This is a genomic window from Mycobacterium sp. (assembly GCF_008709575.1).
In the GTDB taxonomy this organism is placed as follows: domain Bacteria; phylum Actinomycetota; class Actinomycetes; order Mycobacteriales; family Mycobacteriaceae; genus Mycobacterium.
In genome coordinates this window covers 28866-42561 of sequence record NZ_VYIK01000017.1, presented here as the reverse complement: position 1 = coordinate 42561, position 13696 = coordinate 28866, and the positions used below count along the sequence as shown (strand labels likewise).

At 67.0% G+C, this 13696-nt stretch carries 14 protein-coding genes; 5 read left to right on the top strand and 9 right to left on the bottom strand.

The window, feature by feature from the left end; genetic code table 11:
- Nucleotides 1-42: 42 nt before the first annotated feature.
- The 4 genes from F6Q13_RS05815 to F6Q13_RS05800 all read right to left on the bottom strand — a co-directional run bounded on the left by F6Q13_RS05815 (nucleotide 43) and on the right by F6Q13_RS05800 (nucleotide 4004).
- Nucleotides 43-1656, bottom strand: coding sequence for an ABC transporter permease (locus F6Q13_RS05815; RefSeq protein ID WP_293053598.1), 1614 nt, complete (start codon nucleotides 1654-1656; stop codon nucleotides 43-45).
- Nucleotides 1653-2588: an ABC transporter ATP-binding protein gene (locus tag F6Q13_RS05810; protein WP_293053595.1), complete on the bottom strand. Its 936-nt coding sequence runs from the start codon at nucleotides 2586-2588 to the stop codon at nucleotides 1653-1655. Before F6Q13_RS05810 ends, F6Q13_RS05815 begins: the two co-directional genes overlap by 4 nt.
- Nucleotides 2578-3216, bottom strand: a complete 639-nt coding sequence (locus tag F6Q13_RS05805) for a TetR/AcrR family transcriptional regulator (RefSeq protein WP_293053592.1) — start codon at nucleotides 3214-3216, stop codon at nucleotides 2578-2580. Before F6Q13_RS05805 ends, F6Q13_RS05810 begins: the two co-directional genes overlap by 11 nt.
- A 119-nt stretch (nucleotides 3217-3335) precedes the next feature.
- The gene (locus F6Q13_RS05800) at nucleotides 3336-4004 is read right to left on the bottom strand and encodes an O-methyltransferase (protein WP_293053588.1); all 669 of its coding nucleotides are present in this window, start codon (nucleotides 4002-4004) and stop codon (nucleotides 3336-3338) included.
- 303 nt (nucleotides 4005-4307) lie between these two features.
- Here F6Q13_RS05800 and sigE point away from each other — a divergent pair, with 303 nt between their 5' ends.
- From sigE to tatB, 4 genes are all read left to right on the top strand, one after another.
- Entirely contained in the window at nucleotides 4308-4967 is a 660-nt protein-coding gene (gene sigE / locus F6Q13_RS05795) for an RNA polymerase sigma factor SigE (RefSeq protein ID WP_293053585.1), read from the top strand.
- A 137-nt stretch (nucleotides 4968-5104) separates the two neighbouring features.
- Entirely contained in the window at nucleotides 5105-5500 is a 396-nt protein-coding gene (gene rseA, locus F6Q13_RS05790; RefSeq protein WP_293053582.1) for an anti-sigma E factor RseA, read from the top strand.
- 72 nt (nucleotides 5501-5572) lie between these two features.
- A complete protein-coding gene (locus tag F6Q13_RS05785; protein ID WP_293053579.1) occupies nucleotides 5573-7069 on the top strand; it encodes a trypsin-like peptidase domain-containing protein in 1497 nt (498 codons plus the stop codon).
- On the top strand, nucleotides 7070-7465 hold the full coding sequence (tatB, locus tag F6Q13_RS05780) for a Sec-independent protein translocase protein TatB (RefSeq protein ID WP_293053576.1): 396 nt from the start codon (nucleotides 7070-7072) through the stop codon (nucleotides 7463-7465).
- A 39-nt stretch (nucleotides 7466-7504) separates the two neighbouring features.
- Here the strand turns inward: tatB and F6Q13_RS05775 are convergent, their stop codons facing one another.
- The 4 genes from F6Q13_RS05775 to F6Q13_RS05760 all read right to left on the bottom strand — a co-directional run bounded on the left by F6Q13_RS05775 (nucleotide 7505) and on the right by F6Q13_RS05760 (nucleotide 11998).
- Complete coding sequence (locus F6Q13_RS05775; protein WP_293053770.1) at nucleotides 7505-8677, bottom strand: P-loop NTPase; 1173 nt, start codon at nucleotides 8675-8677, stop codon at nucleotides 7505-7507.
- Nucleotides 8678-8686: 9 nt separating this feature from the next.
- On the bottom strand, nucleotides 8687-9919 hold the full coding sequence (locus tag F6Q13_RS05770) for a lytic transglycosylase domain-containing protein (RefSeq protein ID WP_293053573.1): 1233 nt from the start codon (nucleotides 9917-9919) through the stop codon (nucleotides 8687-8689).
- Between the two features lie 229 nt (nucleotides 9920-10148).
- Nucleotides 10149-10694, bottom strand: a complete 546-nt coding sequence (locus tag F6Q13_RS05765) for a DUF1003 domain-containing protein (protein WP_293053767.1) — start codon at nucleotides 10692-10694, stop codon at nucleotides 10149-10151.
- Between the two features lie 8 nt (nucleotides 10695-10702).
- Nucleotides 10703-11998, bottom strand: a complete 1296-nt coding sequence (locus tag F6Q13_RS05760; RefSeq protein WP_293053570.1) for a CBS domain-containing protein — start codon at nucleotides 11996-11998, stop codon at nucleotides 10703-10705.
- Between the two features lie 35 nt (nucleotides 11999-12033).
- On the opposite strand from F6Q13_RS05760, the gene F6Q13_RS05755 reads away from it, so the two are divergent.
- A complete protein-coding gene (locus F6Q13_RS05755; RefSeq protein WP_293053566.1) occupies nucleotides 12034-13017 on the top strand; it encodes a CoA ester lyase in 984 nt (327 codons plus the stop codon).
- Between the two features lie 19 nt (nucleotides 13018-13036).
- Here the strand turns inward: F6Q13_RS05755 and F6Q13_RS05750 are convergent, their stop codons facing one another.
- Nucleotides 13037-13672, bottom strand: a complete 636-nt coding sequence (locus F6Q13_RS05750; RefSeq protein ID WP_293053563.1) for a DUF4190 domain-containing protein — start codon at nucleotides 13670-13672, stop codon at nucleotides 13037-13039.
- Nucleotides 13673-13696: the final 24 nt, after the last annotated feature.

Genomic DNA, 13696 nt, shown 5'->3' with positions numbered 1-13696 from the left:
TTGTCAGCTCAACCTCCTCAGCTTTGTATGTAGCTTTGTATGTCAGCTTGGCACGTCGCGACGTCGATAGGCTGCCGCGCCCAAGACGATCAGCGCTGTGTCGATCGCGAGCAGGCACAACAGCGGAATGGCCGTGAAGTCACCGTCACCGACCCGGGGGATGTGTGTGAACGGTTCCAGGTCCAGCAACCACTGCCAGGCACCCGACAACGAACCAAGCAAATACAGCGCGACGAACGCCACCAGCACGGCCCACGCCACCGAAGTGAACCGGGGGAGCAGCCCGAACAAGGCAACCGTTACCGCGGCCGGCAGCCACACCGCGGGCAGCTGTGCGGCCGCGGTACCGAGCACCATGGGCAGCTTGCCGCCGATATTGTTGGCGGCAGTGCCATACGCGAGTCCCGCCGCCAGCCCGGCGATCAGTATTGCGATGCCAGATCCAGCCAGCGCGATCACCAAATGACTTGTCAGCAGCCGAATTCGGCCCACCGCACCGGCCAGCAAGGTCTCGGCCCGCTGGCCGGTTTCGTCCTGATGCAGCCGCAAGGTCAGCGAGATCGCGAACGCCGCGGCCACCATACCCAGCATGCAGAATCCGACCGCAATGAACGCCTGCTCCAGCGCGCTGGTACCGCCCATCCGCACGACGATGCTTAGCGCTGAAGCGCTACCCAACTCGTCGCCGATACCGTGCACGACACTGCCGATCAGCAAGCCGTACAGGCACAATCCCACCGTCCACAACAGCAGTGCGCCGCGGTCCAGCCGCCACGCCAGCCCGAAGGGGCCTTGCAGCGCCGACGCGGCGCTACCCGGACCCGGGCGTTCGGCGATCAGCCCGGCGGCCACGTCGCGGCGGGCGAGCAGGCGGTAGGCGAGCACGGTCAGCACCACCGTCGTCACCAGATGCAGTGCCAGCACCCACCATCGATCACCGGCGTACGGGCGTACTTGCAGCGACCAGCCCAGCGGGGAGAGCCAGGACAACGTACCGGAGCCGGCGTCACCGATGGCGCGCAGGGTGAACGCGATGCCCAGGACGGTGAACGCCGCACCGCGGGCGACTCGGGCGCTGGGCGAGAGCTGCGCGGCGATCGCTGCCACCGCGGTGAACACCAGGCCGGAACCGGCCAGCGCGGCCCCGAATGCCAGTGACCCGGCGGGTGCGACCGCGGTGGTAAGCAGCCCGGCCGCGCCGATCGCGCCGGCGGCGATCGAGGCTCCCAACGACAACAGCAGCGCCGCAGTCAGGCCGGCGTAGCGGCCGATGACCGTCGAGTTGACCAGTTCGGTGCGGCCGGTCTCCTCCTCGGCGCGGGTGTGGCGAATCACGGTGAGGATGGCTGCCACCGCGATGAGCAGATAAAACATCCCTGCCTTCCAGATGGCGGTGGCGCCCAGGCTGTCGTTGTAGATCTGGCCGTAGAGTGCACGCTGGGCCGGGCTGGCCATGATCGTGGCCGCGAAACCCGCCCGCGCGGCGCGGTCGGGATAGACCTTGTCGATGCTTCCGACGTACACGGTGGCCAGCGGTGCCGAGAGCAGCAGCACCCACAGCGGTAGCACGACTCGGTCGCGGCGCAGGCACAGCCGCAGCATGGCGAACGTGCCGGAAAAGTTTGACCTGCGTGGTGACCCTTGGTGGTGGCTCATGCCGGCACCTGCTGCCCGCTGCGCGCCTCCTGACCGTCGGTGCCGTAGTGACGCAGGAACAACTCCTCCAGCGTGGGCGGCTGGCTGACCAGGCTGGACACCCCGGCGTCGCCGAGCACCCGGATGAGCTCCCCGAGGCTCTCGCTGTCCACCTGAGCGCGCAACGTGTTGCCATCGACGCTGACGTCCTCGACACCCTCGATGCGCGACACATCGCCTGGATCGCCTGTCATTTCGGCTTTGATCGAGGTGCGGCTCAGATGGCGCATCGAATCTAGCGATCCGGTTTCGACGGTCTTACCGGCCCGGATGATCGTCACCCGTTCGCACAGCGCCTCCGTTTCGGCCAGGATGTGGCTCGACAGCAGCACCGTCGTGCCGCGGTCGCGCGCTTCGCGGACGCATTGCTGAAAAACATTCTCCATCAACGGGTCCAGGCCACTGCTGGGCTCGTCGAGCAGCAGCAGCCGAGCCTGCGACGAGAATGCGGAGATCAGCGAGACCTTTTGACGGTTGCCCTTGGAGTAGGTGCGCGCTTTCTTGTGCGGATCCAGCTCGAAACGTTCGATCAGATCGGCGCGCCGCCGCTCGTCGATACCGCCGCGCATGCGGGCCAGCAGGTCGATGATCTCACCGCCAGTCAGCGACGGCCACAGCGTGACGTCGCCGGGAACATAGGCGATCTGGCGGTGCAGGTCGACACCGTCGGTCCACGGGTCGGCGCCGAACAGTCGCACGGTTCCGGCGTCGGCTTTCACCAGACCCAGCAGTATCCGGATCGTGGTGGACTTCCCCGCTCCGTTGGGACCGAGGAAGCCGTGAACCTCGCCCCCGTGAACGGTCAGATCAAGCCCGTCCAGCGCCCGAACTGCCCCGAAGTTCTTGGTCAGATCGCGGATTTCGATGGGCGTATCGCTTTGGTCAGCCGGCATTGGCTTCTCCTTGGTCAGCTTCGGCGAGAAATGCGTCGTACATGGTCCGATCGGCCATCAGCCCCTCGGTGTAGACCTCCAGCGAGGGCAGCAGCATGTCGTTGCTGTAGTCACGCAGCACCGCCCGCAGATCGGTAGGGTTCGGGTGCATTTGCAGGTACAGCAGGAAGCCGCCACCGCCCGTGATTGCCAAGTATTTGGCCCGAGCTTTGGGGTCTCGACTGGGTTTGAGTGTGCCCGCCCGAACACCTTCGTCGAGATACTCCTCGGCGTCCTGAATCATTTTGCGCCACAGAATTCTTGCCAGCTCGCCACCGGATTGCATGCTGCGCAACAGGTAGGCCATCAGTGGCGCGTAGGACTCGACCTCGGCCAACGCTGCGAGCCAGGTGCCGGGATCGGTTGATCGCATGGTCTCGGACTTGGCGTTGCGGATCTCCTCGGCGACGTAGTCGTCGCAGGCCGTACGCAGGCCCTCCTTGGAGCCGAAGTGGTGAATGACAAGGGCGGTGCTGACACCCGCCGCTTTGGCGATGGCCCGCAGCCCGATGCCGAAGCCGTGCCGGCCGAACTGCTCGATGGCCGCGTGGCGGATCCGCGCAGCGGCGGTCAGGTCGGCTGAACGCATGTTCAGTACACTAAACACTCGTTCAGCCCGGCGTCAAGATTTGTGCGGTGGGCAGACGCAGGCTCGCGTGATTCCGCCAGCCGAAAAATGCGATTCTGTGTCTGGTCGCGGAAAGCCGGTCAGTCGCGCACGGCGGCCAGCAGGCCGTCGCCGAGCGGCACCAGCGCGGGGGTCAAGAGCTCGTTCTCGGCGATCAACCGGGCCGCTTCACGCACTGCCGTCACCTCGGCGTCGTGGGCGGCGGGGTCATTGGCCCGGCCGCCCAGCGCGGCGCGGTGCACGACGATGATCCCGCCCGGGCGCAGCAGCCGAATCCCGGCGACGACGTAGTCTGGCTGGTCGATCGGGTCGGCATCGACGAACACCAAGTCGTAAGACTCGTCGGCGAGGCGGTTCAGCACCTCCTGTGCCCGGCCGTTGATCAGCCGGGTCCGGGACGGTCCGACACCGGCGTCGGCGAACGCCTGTTTGGCTATCCGCTGGTGTTCGGGCTCGATGTCGATGGTGGTCAGCACCCCGTCCTGGCTCATGCCCGAAAGCAGCCACAGTCCGCTGACCCCGGCGCCGGTGCCCACCTCGACGACAGCTTTGCCGCCGCTGAGCTTCGCCAGCAGGCTGAGCAGCGCGCCTACTGCGGGACTGATCGCGCTGACGCCGACGTCGTGCGCACGCTCCCGAGCGGTGGCCACGATCGCATCCTCGGAGATCGACCCCTCGGCGTGGGCGGAAATGGCGGCGGCCCGATCGGCCGGGGTCGACTGGCCGGATGTGCGGTCGGTGCTGGCCATGCTCCGCAGCGTAGAACCAACGTCCCCGGTAGCCGGGCAGGCGCGCCCGGCGACACGCTGCGACGGCAAATTTGTGCTACATCACACTGGGTGGTAAAAGCCCAGCTTAGGCCCATGGCAGCCGGGTTTCTCAGTGAACGTTCAGTGCGGCCACATCCCGGCCACAAGCCGATGGGCGAGCGTGGACGCATGCAATGCGGTGAGCAGGGGGGCGGGAATACCGCTGGGTTTCGTGACGTTGCGCGCGGTGACACGGTGTCCGATGTCGGCGCCATCAACTCGGAGGATTTGACCATCACCACTATGAGAAGCCCGGCACGCATGACCTGTCTCGGGTGCTACCGCGATTCCGGCTGGGTCGAGCCGCGCGAAGAACCTTACGGCACCGCGGTTTTCGACGCGACCGGCGACAAGGCGACCATGCCGTCCTGGGATGAGCTGGTGCGTCAGCATGCCGATCGGGTCTACCGGCTGGCCTATCGGCTTTCCGGCAATCAGCACGACGCCGAAGACCTCACCCAAGAGACCTTCATCCGGGTCTTCCGCTCGGTGCAGAATTATCAGCCGGGGACGTTCGAGGGCTGGCTGCACCGCATCACCACCAACCTCTTCCTGGACATGATGCGCCGGCGTAGTCGGGTGCGGATGGAGGCGTTGCCCGACGACTACGACCGGGTGCCCGCCGATGAACCCAACCCCGAGCAGATCTACCACGATTCTCGGCTCGGACCCGACCTTCAGGCGGCGCTGGATTCGCTGCCGCCGGAATTTCGCGCCGCGGTGGTGCTGTGCGACATCGAAGGCCTTTCCTACGAGGAGATCGGTGCCACGCTGGGCGTCAAGCTCGGGACCGTACGCAGCCGCATACACCGGGGGCGGCAGGCGTTGCGCGACTATCTTGGTGTCGACTCCGGGCGCGCTGAGTCATTTCGCCGCGCCGGCGCGCCGGATTCCGCGGCTTAGTCAGCCGCGACCGGGCTTTTCGGTGCTATCGGGCGCCGAGTTGCGCGCTACATTCGAAGTCTACATTCGAAGTAATGTGGGAGTAACGCCGATCTAGTTCGGGGTACACCCAGCGCTGACACCGAGAGGAGCAGGTGATGGTCGACCCGGGACATGTGTTCCGCCGCGCGTTCTCCTGGCTCCCGGACCACTGTGCTGCGCACAGCGACGCGCCGCTCGGCACGTCCCGCCAGTTCGGATCCACCGAACACCTGTCCACCGAGGCCGTTGCGGCCTTCGTCGACGGCGAGCTGCGGATGAATGCACACCTGCGCGCCGCGCACCATCTATCGCTGTGCCCGCAATGCGCCGCCGACGTCGAGGATCAGAGGCGGGCCCGCGCCGCGCTGCGCGACTCCGGCCCGATCAGGATCCCCGGCACGCTGCTGGGGATGCTGTCGCAAATCCCGCACGCTCGACACGGCGACGCGGGGGATGGGTTCCCGGACCGGTCGGCTGACGGCAACGGGTATGACCGGCGTAAGCGCCGATAGCGTGGGCAAGCCGGCGCACGACACAGTTGTGCTGACAGCACGGGTTTCTCCAGCACCGCGGAAGAGGATGACGTGACCTCCGACCAGGACGACTACGGCACCGGACGGCTGGCGCCACGACCAGTGTCGCGGCCGACGGTCGACCCCACGACGCGGCAGACCTTCGGCCGGCCCGATGGCGTGGCGGGGTCTTTCGTGGCTGAGCGTGTGCGCCCACAGAAGTACCGCAACGAAAGCGAATTCACTCCGCACGAGCAGCCAACCGACCCGGTGCTCGCCGAGGCTTTCGGCCCTCCCTTCCCGGGTGTCGACTCGCTGCAGCGCCACCCGACCGACGCCGGTGCGCTAGAGGCCGAAAAAGACAACAGCGAGCCCGTCCCGGCCGACCCGTGGCGGGATCCGGGCGCGGCCGCCGCGTTGGGAACCCCGGCGTTGGCGCCGGCGGCCGGGCACAGTGCCGGCGGGCAGAGCGACAAGCTCGGGGTGCGCGACGTATTGTTCGGGGGCCGCGTTTCCTACCTGGCGCTCGCCGTCCTGGCCATCATGGCGTTGCTGATCGGCGTCGTCGGCGGAGTGGTCGGACGCAAGACCGCCGAAGTGGTGCAGGCGTTCACCACGTCGCGGGTGACGTTGTCCACCAGCGACGCCGAACCGCCGGCCGGGCAGTATGCCAAAGTGGCTGCGGCGATCGCCGATTCCGTGGTCACCATCGAGTCGGTCAGCGACCAGGAGGGTATGCAAGGTTCCGGCGTGGTGATCGACGGACGAGGCTACATCGTCACCAACAACCACGTGATCTCGGCGGCTGCCAACAATCCGAGCCAGTGGAAGACGACCGTGGTGTTCAACGACGGCAAGGAGGTGCCCGGTAACTTGGTCGGCCGCGACCCCAAGACCGACTTGGCCGTCCTGAAGGTCGACAACGTCGACAACTTGACGGTGGCCCGCCTCGGCGACTCCGACAAGGTGCGGGTGGGTGACCGCGTCCTGGCGGCCGGGTCTCCGCTGGGATTGCGCAGCACCGTGACGCACGGCATTATCAGCGCACTGCACCGGCCAGTCCCGTTATCGGGGGAAAATTCCGACACCGACACCGTCATCGACGCTGTGCAGACCGATGCGTCGATCAACCACGGGAACTCCGGTGGCCCGTTGATCGACATGAATTCCCAGGTGATCGGTATCAACACGGCTGGAAAGTCGCTGTCTGACAGCGCCAGCGGGCTTGGTTTCGCGATCCCGGTCAACGAAGCGAAGTTCGTGGCCGAGACCCTGATCAAAGACGGCAAGATCGTGCACCCGACGCTCGGTGTGAACGTTGCGTCGGTGAGCAACTCCATCGCCTCGGGGGCCCTGGTGAAAAACGTCAAAGCGGGCAGCCCCGCAGAAAAGGGCGGCATTGTCGAGAACGATGTAGTGGTCAAGGTCGGTGACCGCAGAGTGGCCGATGCCGACGAATTCATCGTCGCGGTCCGTCAGCTGACTATCGGCAAGCCGACGCCGATCGAGGTGGTGCGCGACGGTCGGCACGTGACGCTGACGGTGACCCCCGGGCCGGAGGCCGGCTAGATGTTCGCCAACGTCGGCTGGGGGGAAATGCTGGTCTTGGTGGTGGTCGGGCTGGTTGTCCTGGGCCCCGAGCGGCTTCCCGGAGCAATCCGATGGAGTGTGGGCGCGCTGCGTCAGACTCGCGATTACCTCAGTGGGCTGACGGCTCAGCTGCGCGAGGATATCGGGCCGGAATTCGACGAACTGCGGGAACCGCTGAGCGAGCTGCAAAAATTGCGCGGGATGACACCGCGTGCGGCGCTGGCCAAGCACTTTCTCGACGGCGACGAGTGGTTGTTCACCGGCAGGTTCGACCGGGCGGAAGAGGCTGTTCCGCAGCCGCCACCGCGCTCGTCGTCGATCGCGCCCGTATCCCCGGCCGACGGGCCGGTCCCGTACGACACCGACGCGACCTGATCGGGGCTACCAGCGCCAGGTGCGGTGACGCGTCCTGTCTTAGTGGGTGGTCGGATCCAGCCCCAGCGACATGCCGGCCAGACCGCGTCTGCGCGATGACAAGGTATCGGCAACCCTGCGCAGCTCTTCACCCACCGCCGAATCGGGGGCGCTGAGCACGATCGGCACGCCGGCATCGCCGGCGGCGACCAGCGCGGGATCCAGCGGGATCCGCCCCAGCAGCGGGACGTCGGTGCCGACCGCGCGAGACAGCCGCTCGGCGACCTGCTGGCCACCGCCCTCACCGAAAACCGGCAGTCGTGAACCGTCCGGCAGGGTGAGCCACGACATGTTTTCCACTACCCCCACGATGCGCTGGCGGGTCTGCAGCGCGATGCTGCCGGCGCGCTCGGCGACTTCGGCGGCGGCCTGCTGGGGCGTGGTCACCACCAGAATTTCCGCGCTGGGAATCAGCTGGGCCACGGAGATGGCGATATCCCCGGTGCCGGGCGGCAGGTCGAGCAGCAGCACGTCCAGATCGCCCCAGTAAACGTCGGCGAGGAACTGTTGAAGCGCCCGGTGCAGCATCGGGCCGCGCCACACCACCGGGGTGTTTCCCTGGGTGAACTGCGCGATCGAGATGACCTTCACGTCGTGGGCGATGGGCGGCAGAATCATCGACTCCACCTGTGTGGGGCGGTCGGTGGTGCCCATCATCCGCGGTACGGAGTGGCCGTGGATGTCGGCGTCGAGCACCCCGACCGACAGGCCGCGCGCAGCGATCGCTGCGGCCAGGTTGACCGTCACCGTCGACTTGCCGACACCGCCTTTGCCGGACGCCACGGCATAGACGCGGGTCAACGATCCCGGCTGGGCGAACGGGATGACCGGCTCTCGGGCATCGCCGCGCAATTGCTTGCGCAGCTCGGTGCGCTGCTCGTCGCTCATGACGTCGAGGCTGACCTGCACTGCGCCGGTGCCCGCGACGTCGGTGACCGCTCGCGTGACGCGCTCGCTGATTTCGGTTTTCTTCGGGCACGCGGCGGTGGTCAGATAAATCTCGACGTGCACGGCGCCCTTAGGGCCGACGTCGATACTTTTGACCATCCCAAGTTCGGTGATGGGACGCCGCAGCTCCGGGTCGATTACCTTGGCCAAAGCGGCGCGAACACCAGCAGTCAGCGCGTCATCCTGCGTTTTGGACATCACCGCCGAGTGTAGGCGTCCGCGCAGATCGGTTGGTTAGCCGGGCGGACCGGGTACAGCCTGGTCGGACTCGGGTAGCGGTGGCGCGAACGGCGGCGGTAGCGCGAACGGCGGTGGTGGCGCGAACGGCGGTGGTGGCGCGAACGGCGGTGGTGGCGCGAACGGCGGTGGTGGCGCGAACGGCAGCAGCGCGAAGGGTTGCAGTGGCGGCGGTGTCGTGTCCGGCGAGTCGATGCAGATCACCGTGCAACTCGCCGGTCGGGGGGCCGGCGACTGCCACGGCCACGGCCACAACGGCTGCTGGCTGGGCATCGCCGGGGAACCGAGGTCGATCAACGGCATCTGGGCGAGCGGGTCCGTGGCGGGTAAACCATGCATGTTGAGCGGGAGTCCGGGTCCGAGTCCTTCGGGGTGCTCCAGGTGGATGTCCCCCAACGGCGGTGGAGGTCCGATCAACGGCGGCAGGTCGACCGGCACCACGCCGGTCGCGTAGGCCGCGGCCCAGCCGAGAACATTTTGGGCGTAGGACCTCGAGTTGTTGTAGCGCAAGATCGATGCCATCACCTGGGACGGGTCGCGCAGGTTCAGGCCGCCGCTGCACAGATACCGCGCCGCCGCCAGCGTCGAGTCGTACAGGTTCTGCGGATCTGCCACGCCGTCGCCATCACCGTCGGCGGCGTAGCGCGCCCAGGTGCCCGGTAGAAACTGCATGGGCCCCATAGCCCGCGCGTAGATGACACGACCGCCGACGTTGCTTTGGACCACGATCTCGTTGCCGGGCAGTGTGCCGTCCAGGGCAGGGCCGTAGATCGGCTGGATCGAGGTGCCTCGGGCGTCGGTCGCACCTCCGTTGGCATGCAGTGACTCGATGCGCCCGATGCCGGCTAGCAGATTCCAGCCGATCCCGCAGTCGGGGTCGGAGGCGGCCATGAGCTTTTCGGCGTTGCGGTACGCGGCCAGCGCCATTGCCGGGATACCCAAGGCGCCGACCGCATTCACCGCAGCCGGCGGCGGGGGAGCCGCTACGGAGGCCACAGCGATGTGGAAGGTGCTTGGTTTGCGAGACACCGTGACCACTCGCGGGCCGGTGGAGTCACCCGGGTTTCGTGCGACCGCGGCGACCGGGGTGACGGCGGTGTCGAGCCGCGCCGGAAAGGGGGGAGCTGCGGCACCAACCGCTCCGGCGAAGACCAGGGCGGTGATCGCGACAATCCCGACCGCGGGGGCCTTGGCTGCCCGTATCATGGGTCGCCGAATCCGGCCAGTCATCCGGCCGATGGTGAGCCGTGCACCCAAACGTGCCCCAATACGCACTCGGCTGTCCTTGCCTTTGTGAGCCTTTGTGAGCCTTTGTGAGTCTTATCCGGGCGCTCACGCCGCCGACATGGCGTCGTGAACTACGTCACCATACATAACAGTTGTGGCTGCGGTGGCAACAATCGCCCACTCCGTGCGGGGTTTCGGTGTCGCTTCGACCCGAGTTCAGACGGCCCACGCGCTATCGGGGACGTGCGATGCGACGATCCCTCCGGGAATCGGTATCGGTCGACGCGGTGTCCGCCGACCGCGGCTCCCGCTCTTCCAGCAGCGTGCGCAGATTTTCCAACTCGTGGCGCAGATAGTCCCGGGTCTTCGCCACGTCACCGAGGGACAGCCTCAGCGCGGCGAGCTCGCGGGCCAGGTATTCGGTGTCGGCCTTGGTTTGTGCGGCGCGACGACGATCCTCCTCGAGCGCCACGCGGTCGCGGTGCTCCTGGCGGTTCTGGGCCAGCAGAATCAGGGGCGCCGCGTAGGCCGCCTGGGTGGAGAACGCCAGGTTGAGCAAGATGAACGGGTACGGATCCCAACGCAGGTTGACGGCGGTCAGGTTGACCGTGATCCAGGCGACCACTACGAGCGTTTGCATCACCAGGTAGCGGCCGGTGCCAAAAAAGCGGGCGACCGCTTCGGTGAGCTGCCCGACCGCTTCCGGATCGAGCCGCGGCGTGACCACCCGCGAGGTGCGGGGCGTGTAGAGCCGCTGCCGAGCCGAAGACTTGCTCACGAATTTGGTCACGAAGCCCCCCCGGCCGTGTCGAGCGACGCCTCGTCGATGTTCGCTCGCCAGTCGTGCGGCAACAGGTGGTCGAGCACGTCGTCCACTGTCACGGCGCCGAGCAGGTGATGCTGGTCGTCGACGACCGGGCCGCACACCAGGTTGTAGGCGGCGAAGTAACGGGTCAGCGCGGACAGTGAGGTGTCCGGCGTCAGCCAGGGCAGCTCGGTGTCGATGATGCCACCGGTCAACGTGGCCGGCGGTTCGCGCAGCAGCCGCTGCAGTGGTATGCAGCCCAGGTAACGCCCGGTCGGCGTGGCTGTCGGCGCACGCGCCACAAACACCAACGAGGCTAACGCCGGGGTGAGGTCGGGATCGCGGACCCGGGCCAGGGCCTCGGCCACTGATGCGTCCGGTCCCAACACGACCGGGTCCGACGTCATCAGGCCGCCCGCACTTTCGGGTGAGTGGGTGAGCAGCCGTCGCACCGGATCGGACTCTTTGGCGTCCATCCGGGCCAGTAGCACCTCGGCGTCGCTCGGGTTCATCGCGCCGAGCAGGTCGGCAGCGTCGTCGGGGTCCATCTTCTCCAGCACTGCGGCCGCGCGCTTGGTGCCGAGCTGGGTCAGCACCTCGGCCTGATCCCGCTCGGGCAACTCCTGCAAAATATCGGCCAGCCGGTCGGTGTCGAGTGCGGTGACCACCTCGTAACGGCGCTTGGGCGGCAACTCACGCAAGGCGTCGGCAACCTCGATGGGGCGCCATTCCTCGAATCGTTGCAGCAGTTGCGCCACCTCCTGGCCGGGCATGGCCAGCGCCGATGGCGTCAGTCCCTCGACATTGTGCCAGTCGACGACGTAGACGTTCGATCGTCGACCCAGCCGTCGCTGATTGCGGACGGCAATGCGGGTCACCACCCACTCGGTCGTCCGGTTCTGCTCGATGCCGAGGTCGGTGATCACCACGTCGACGCCGGCCAGCTGCGGCAATTCGGGATCGTTGACCCGCACTTTGGTGTCCAGGACCTGGCCCAGCACCAGCACCTCGCCCGGACGCTGGCGAAACCGGTGCAGTGACAGGCTCGTGCTGTTGAGTGTCACCGCGTTGGGCTCGATCGCCGAGACACGCCCCATCGGAACGAAAATTCTTCGGCGGGAGGGTAAGTCGACAACAAGTCCGATGACGCGAGGTTGCCGGCGGACGATGCTGATGCTGACCACGACGTCGCGCACCCGTCCGAGTGACTCTGCCAACGGGCCTAACACCACCATTCGCGCCAGCCGTGCGATGTAGACCCTGTCGATCGACGTCATGGTTCAAAGGGTATTCAAACGGTAGGACTGGAGACGTGAACGATGCCTCTCGAGCCGTCTACCGACCCCGCCGGACTTGCCTCTCGGTGCCGGGAAGCAGCCAGAAAATGATCGACAAGGCCAAGAGCCTTCCCGCCGATCAAGTCTTTCTCGATCTGGAGGACTCCGTCGCTCCGGAGGCCAAGGAATCGGCCCGCAGACGGGTGGCGGCGGCGCTTGCTGCACCTGGCTGGGCCCGGCAGGTGCGCGGGGTCCGGGTCAACGGTTGGACCACGCCGTGGACCTATGCCGACGTGATCGAGGTGGTGGCGGCCGTCGGTGCCGCACCCGGCGCGGTGCTCGACGTCGTCGTGCTGCCGAAGGTCTCCGAGGTCTCCCATGTTCGGGCACTCGACCTGCTGCTGACCCAGTTGGAGACCGTGCACGGACTCCCGCCTGGCGGCATCGGGATCGACGCGCAGATCGAGGACGCGCGCGGCCTGCTCAATGTTGACGCGATCGCCGCGGAGCCCCGCGTGCAGGCGCTGGTTCTCGGTCCCGCCGACTTGACGGCCAGCCTTAACATGCGCACGCTGGTTGTGGGCGAACAGCCCGAGGGCTACGACGTCGGTGACGCCCACCACCACGCTTTGATGACGATCCTGGTCGCGGCCCGGGCGAACGGAATCTCCGCCGTCGACGGGCCCTACCTCAAGGTTCGTGACGTCGAGGGTTTCCGGCGGGTGGCGCGGCGCTCGGCGGCGCTCGGCTACGACGGCAAATGGGTGCTTCATCCCGATCAGATCGACGCCGGGAACGAGATTTTCAGCCCCCGTCAGGCGGATTACGACCACGCCGAATTGATCCTGGAGGCCTACGAGTGGCATACTTCACCCGCCGGCGGCGCTCGCGGGGCGGTGATGCTGGGCGACGAGATGATCGATGAGGCGAGTCGCAAGATGGCCCAGGTGATCGCTGCCAAGGGACGCGCTGCGGGCATGCGGCGTCAGTCCGGTCCTTTCGTGCCGCCCCAGCGCTAGTAACGGTGGCGGCGACTTGCTAACGCAGTCCGACGATGACCACGACCAGATAAATCAGCAGGACGGCGACGCCGATCACGATGCCGGCGACCGCCAGGCCATAGCCCTGCTCTCGGGTCTGTTTGATCTGGTTCAGCGCGACTGCACCCAGCACGATGCCCACGATGGCGCTGAGTCCCCCGCAGAACAGCCCCAGCGATGATGCGATCAACGACACGATTGCCAGCGTGTTGGTTCCGGAGCGCGGCCCGTAGCCGCCGGCGTAGTCCTGTTGCGGGTAGCCGCTTGGCGGCGGTTGGCCATAACCGGCTTCTGCCCCGCCGTAACCGGGCTGTGCCTGCGGGTAGGGGTAACCGCCGACGTATTCCGGGCCGGGTTGATAGACCTGCGGCGAGTAGGCCCCGGGTGGTGGATAACCCGGCACGGGCGGAGGATACCCCGGCGGGGGGTAGCCACCTGGTGGGGCGTACCCCGGCGGTGGGAAAGCCGGCGGTGGATAGCCGGCGGGTGGTGGCCCCCAGGGCTCGGCGAACCCCGGCCGGGGTGATTCCGGTGCTGCCTCGGCAGCGTGTCGTTCTGTCTGGTCCGACGGATGCTCCGGTTCGCTTTCCTGACCCTGCGGCTTGTCGGCGGAATCCGCGCCGGGAATCGTCATTCGTTTAACTTAGACGGCGATCGC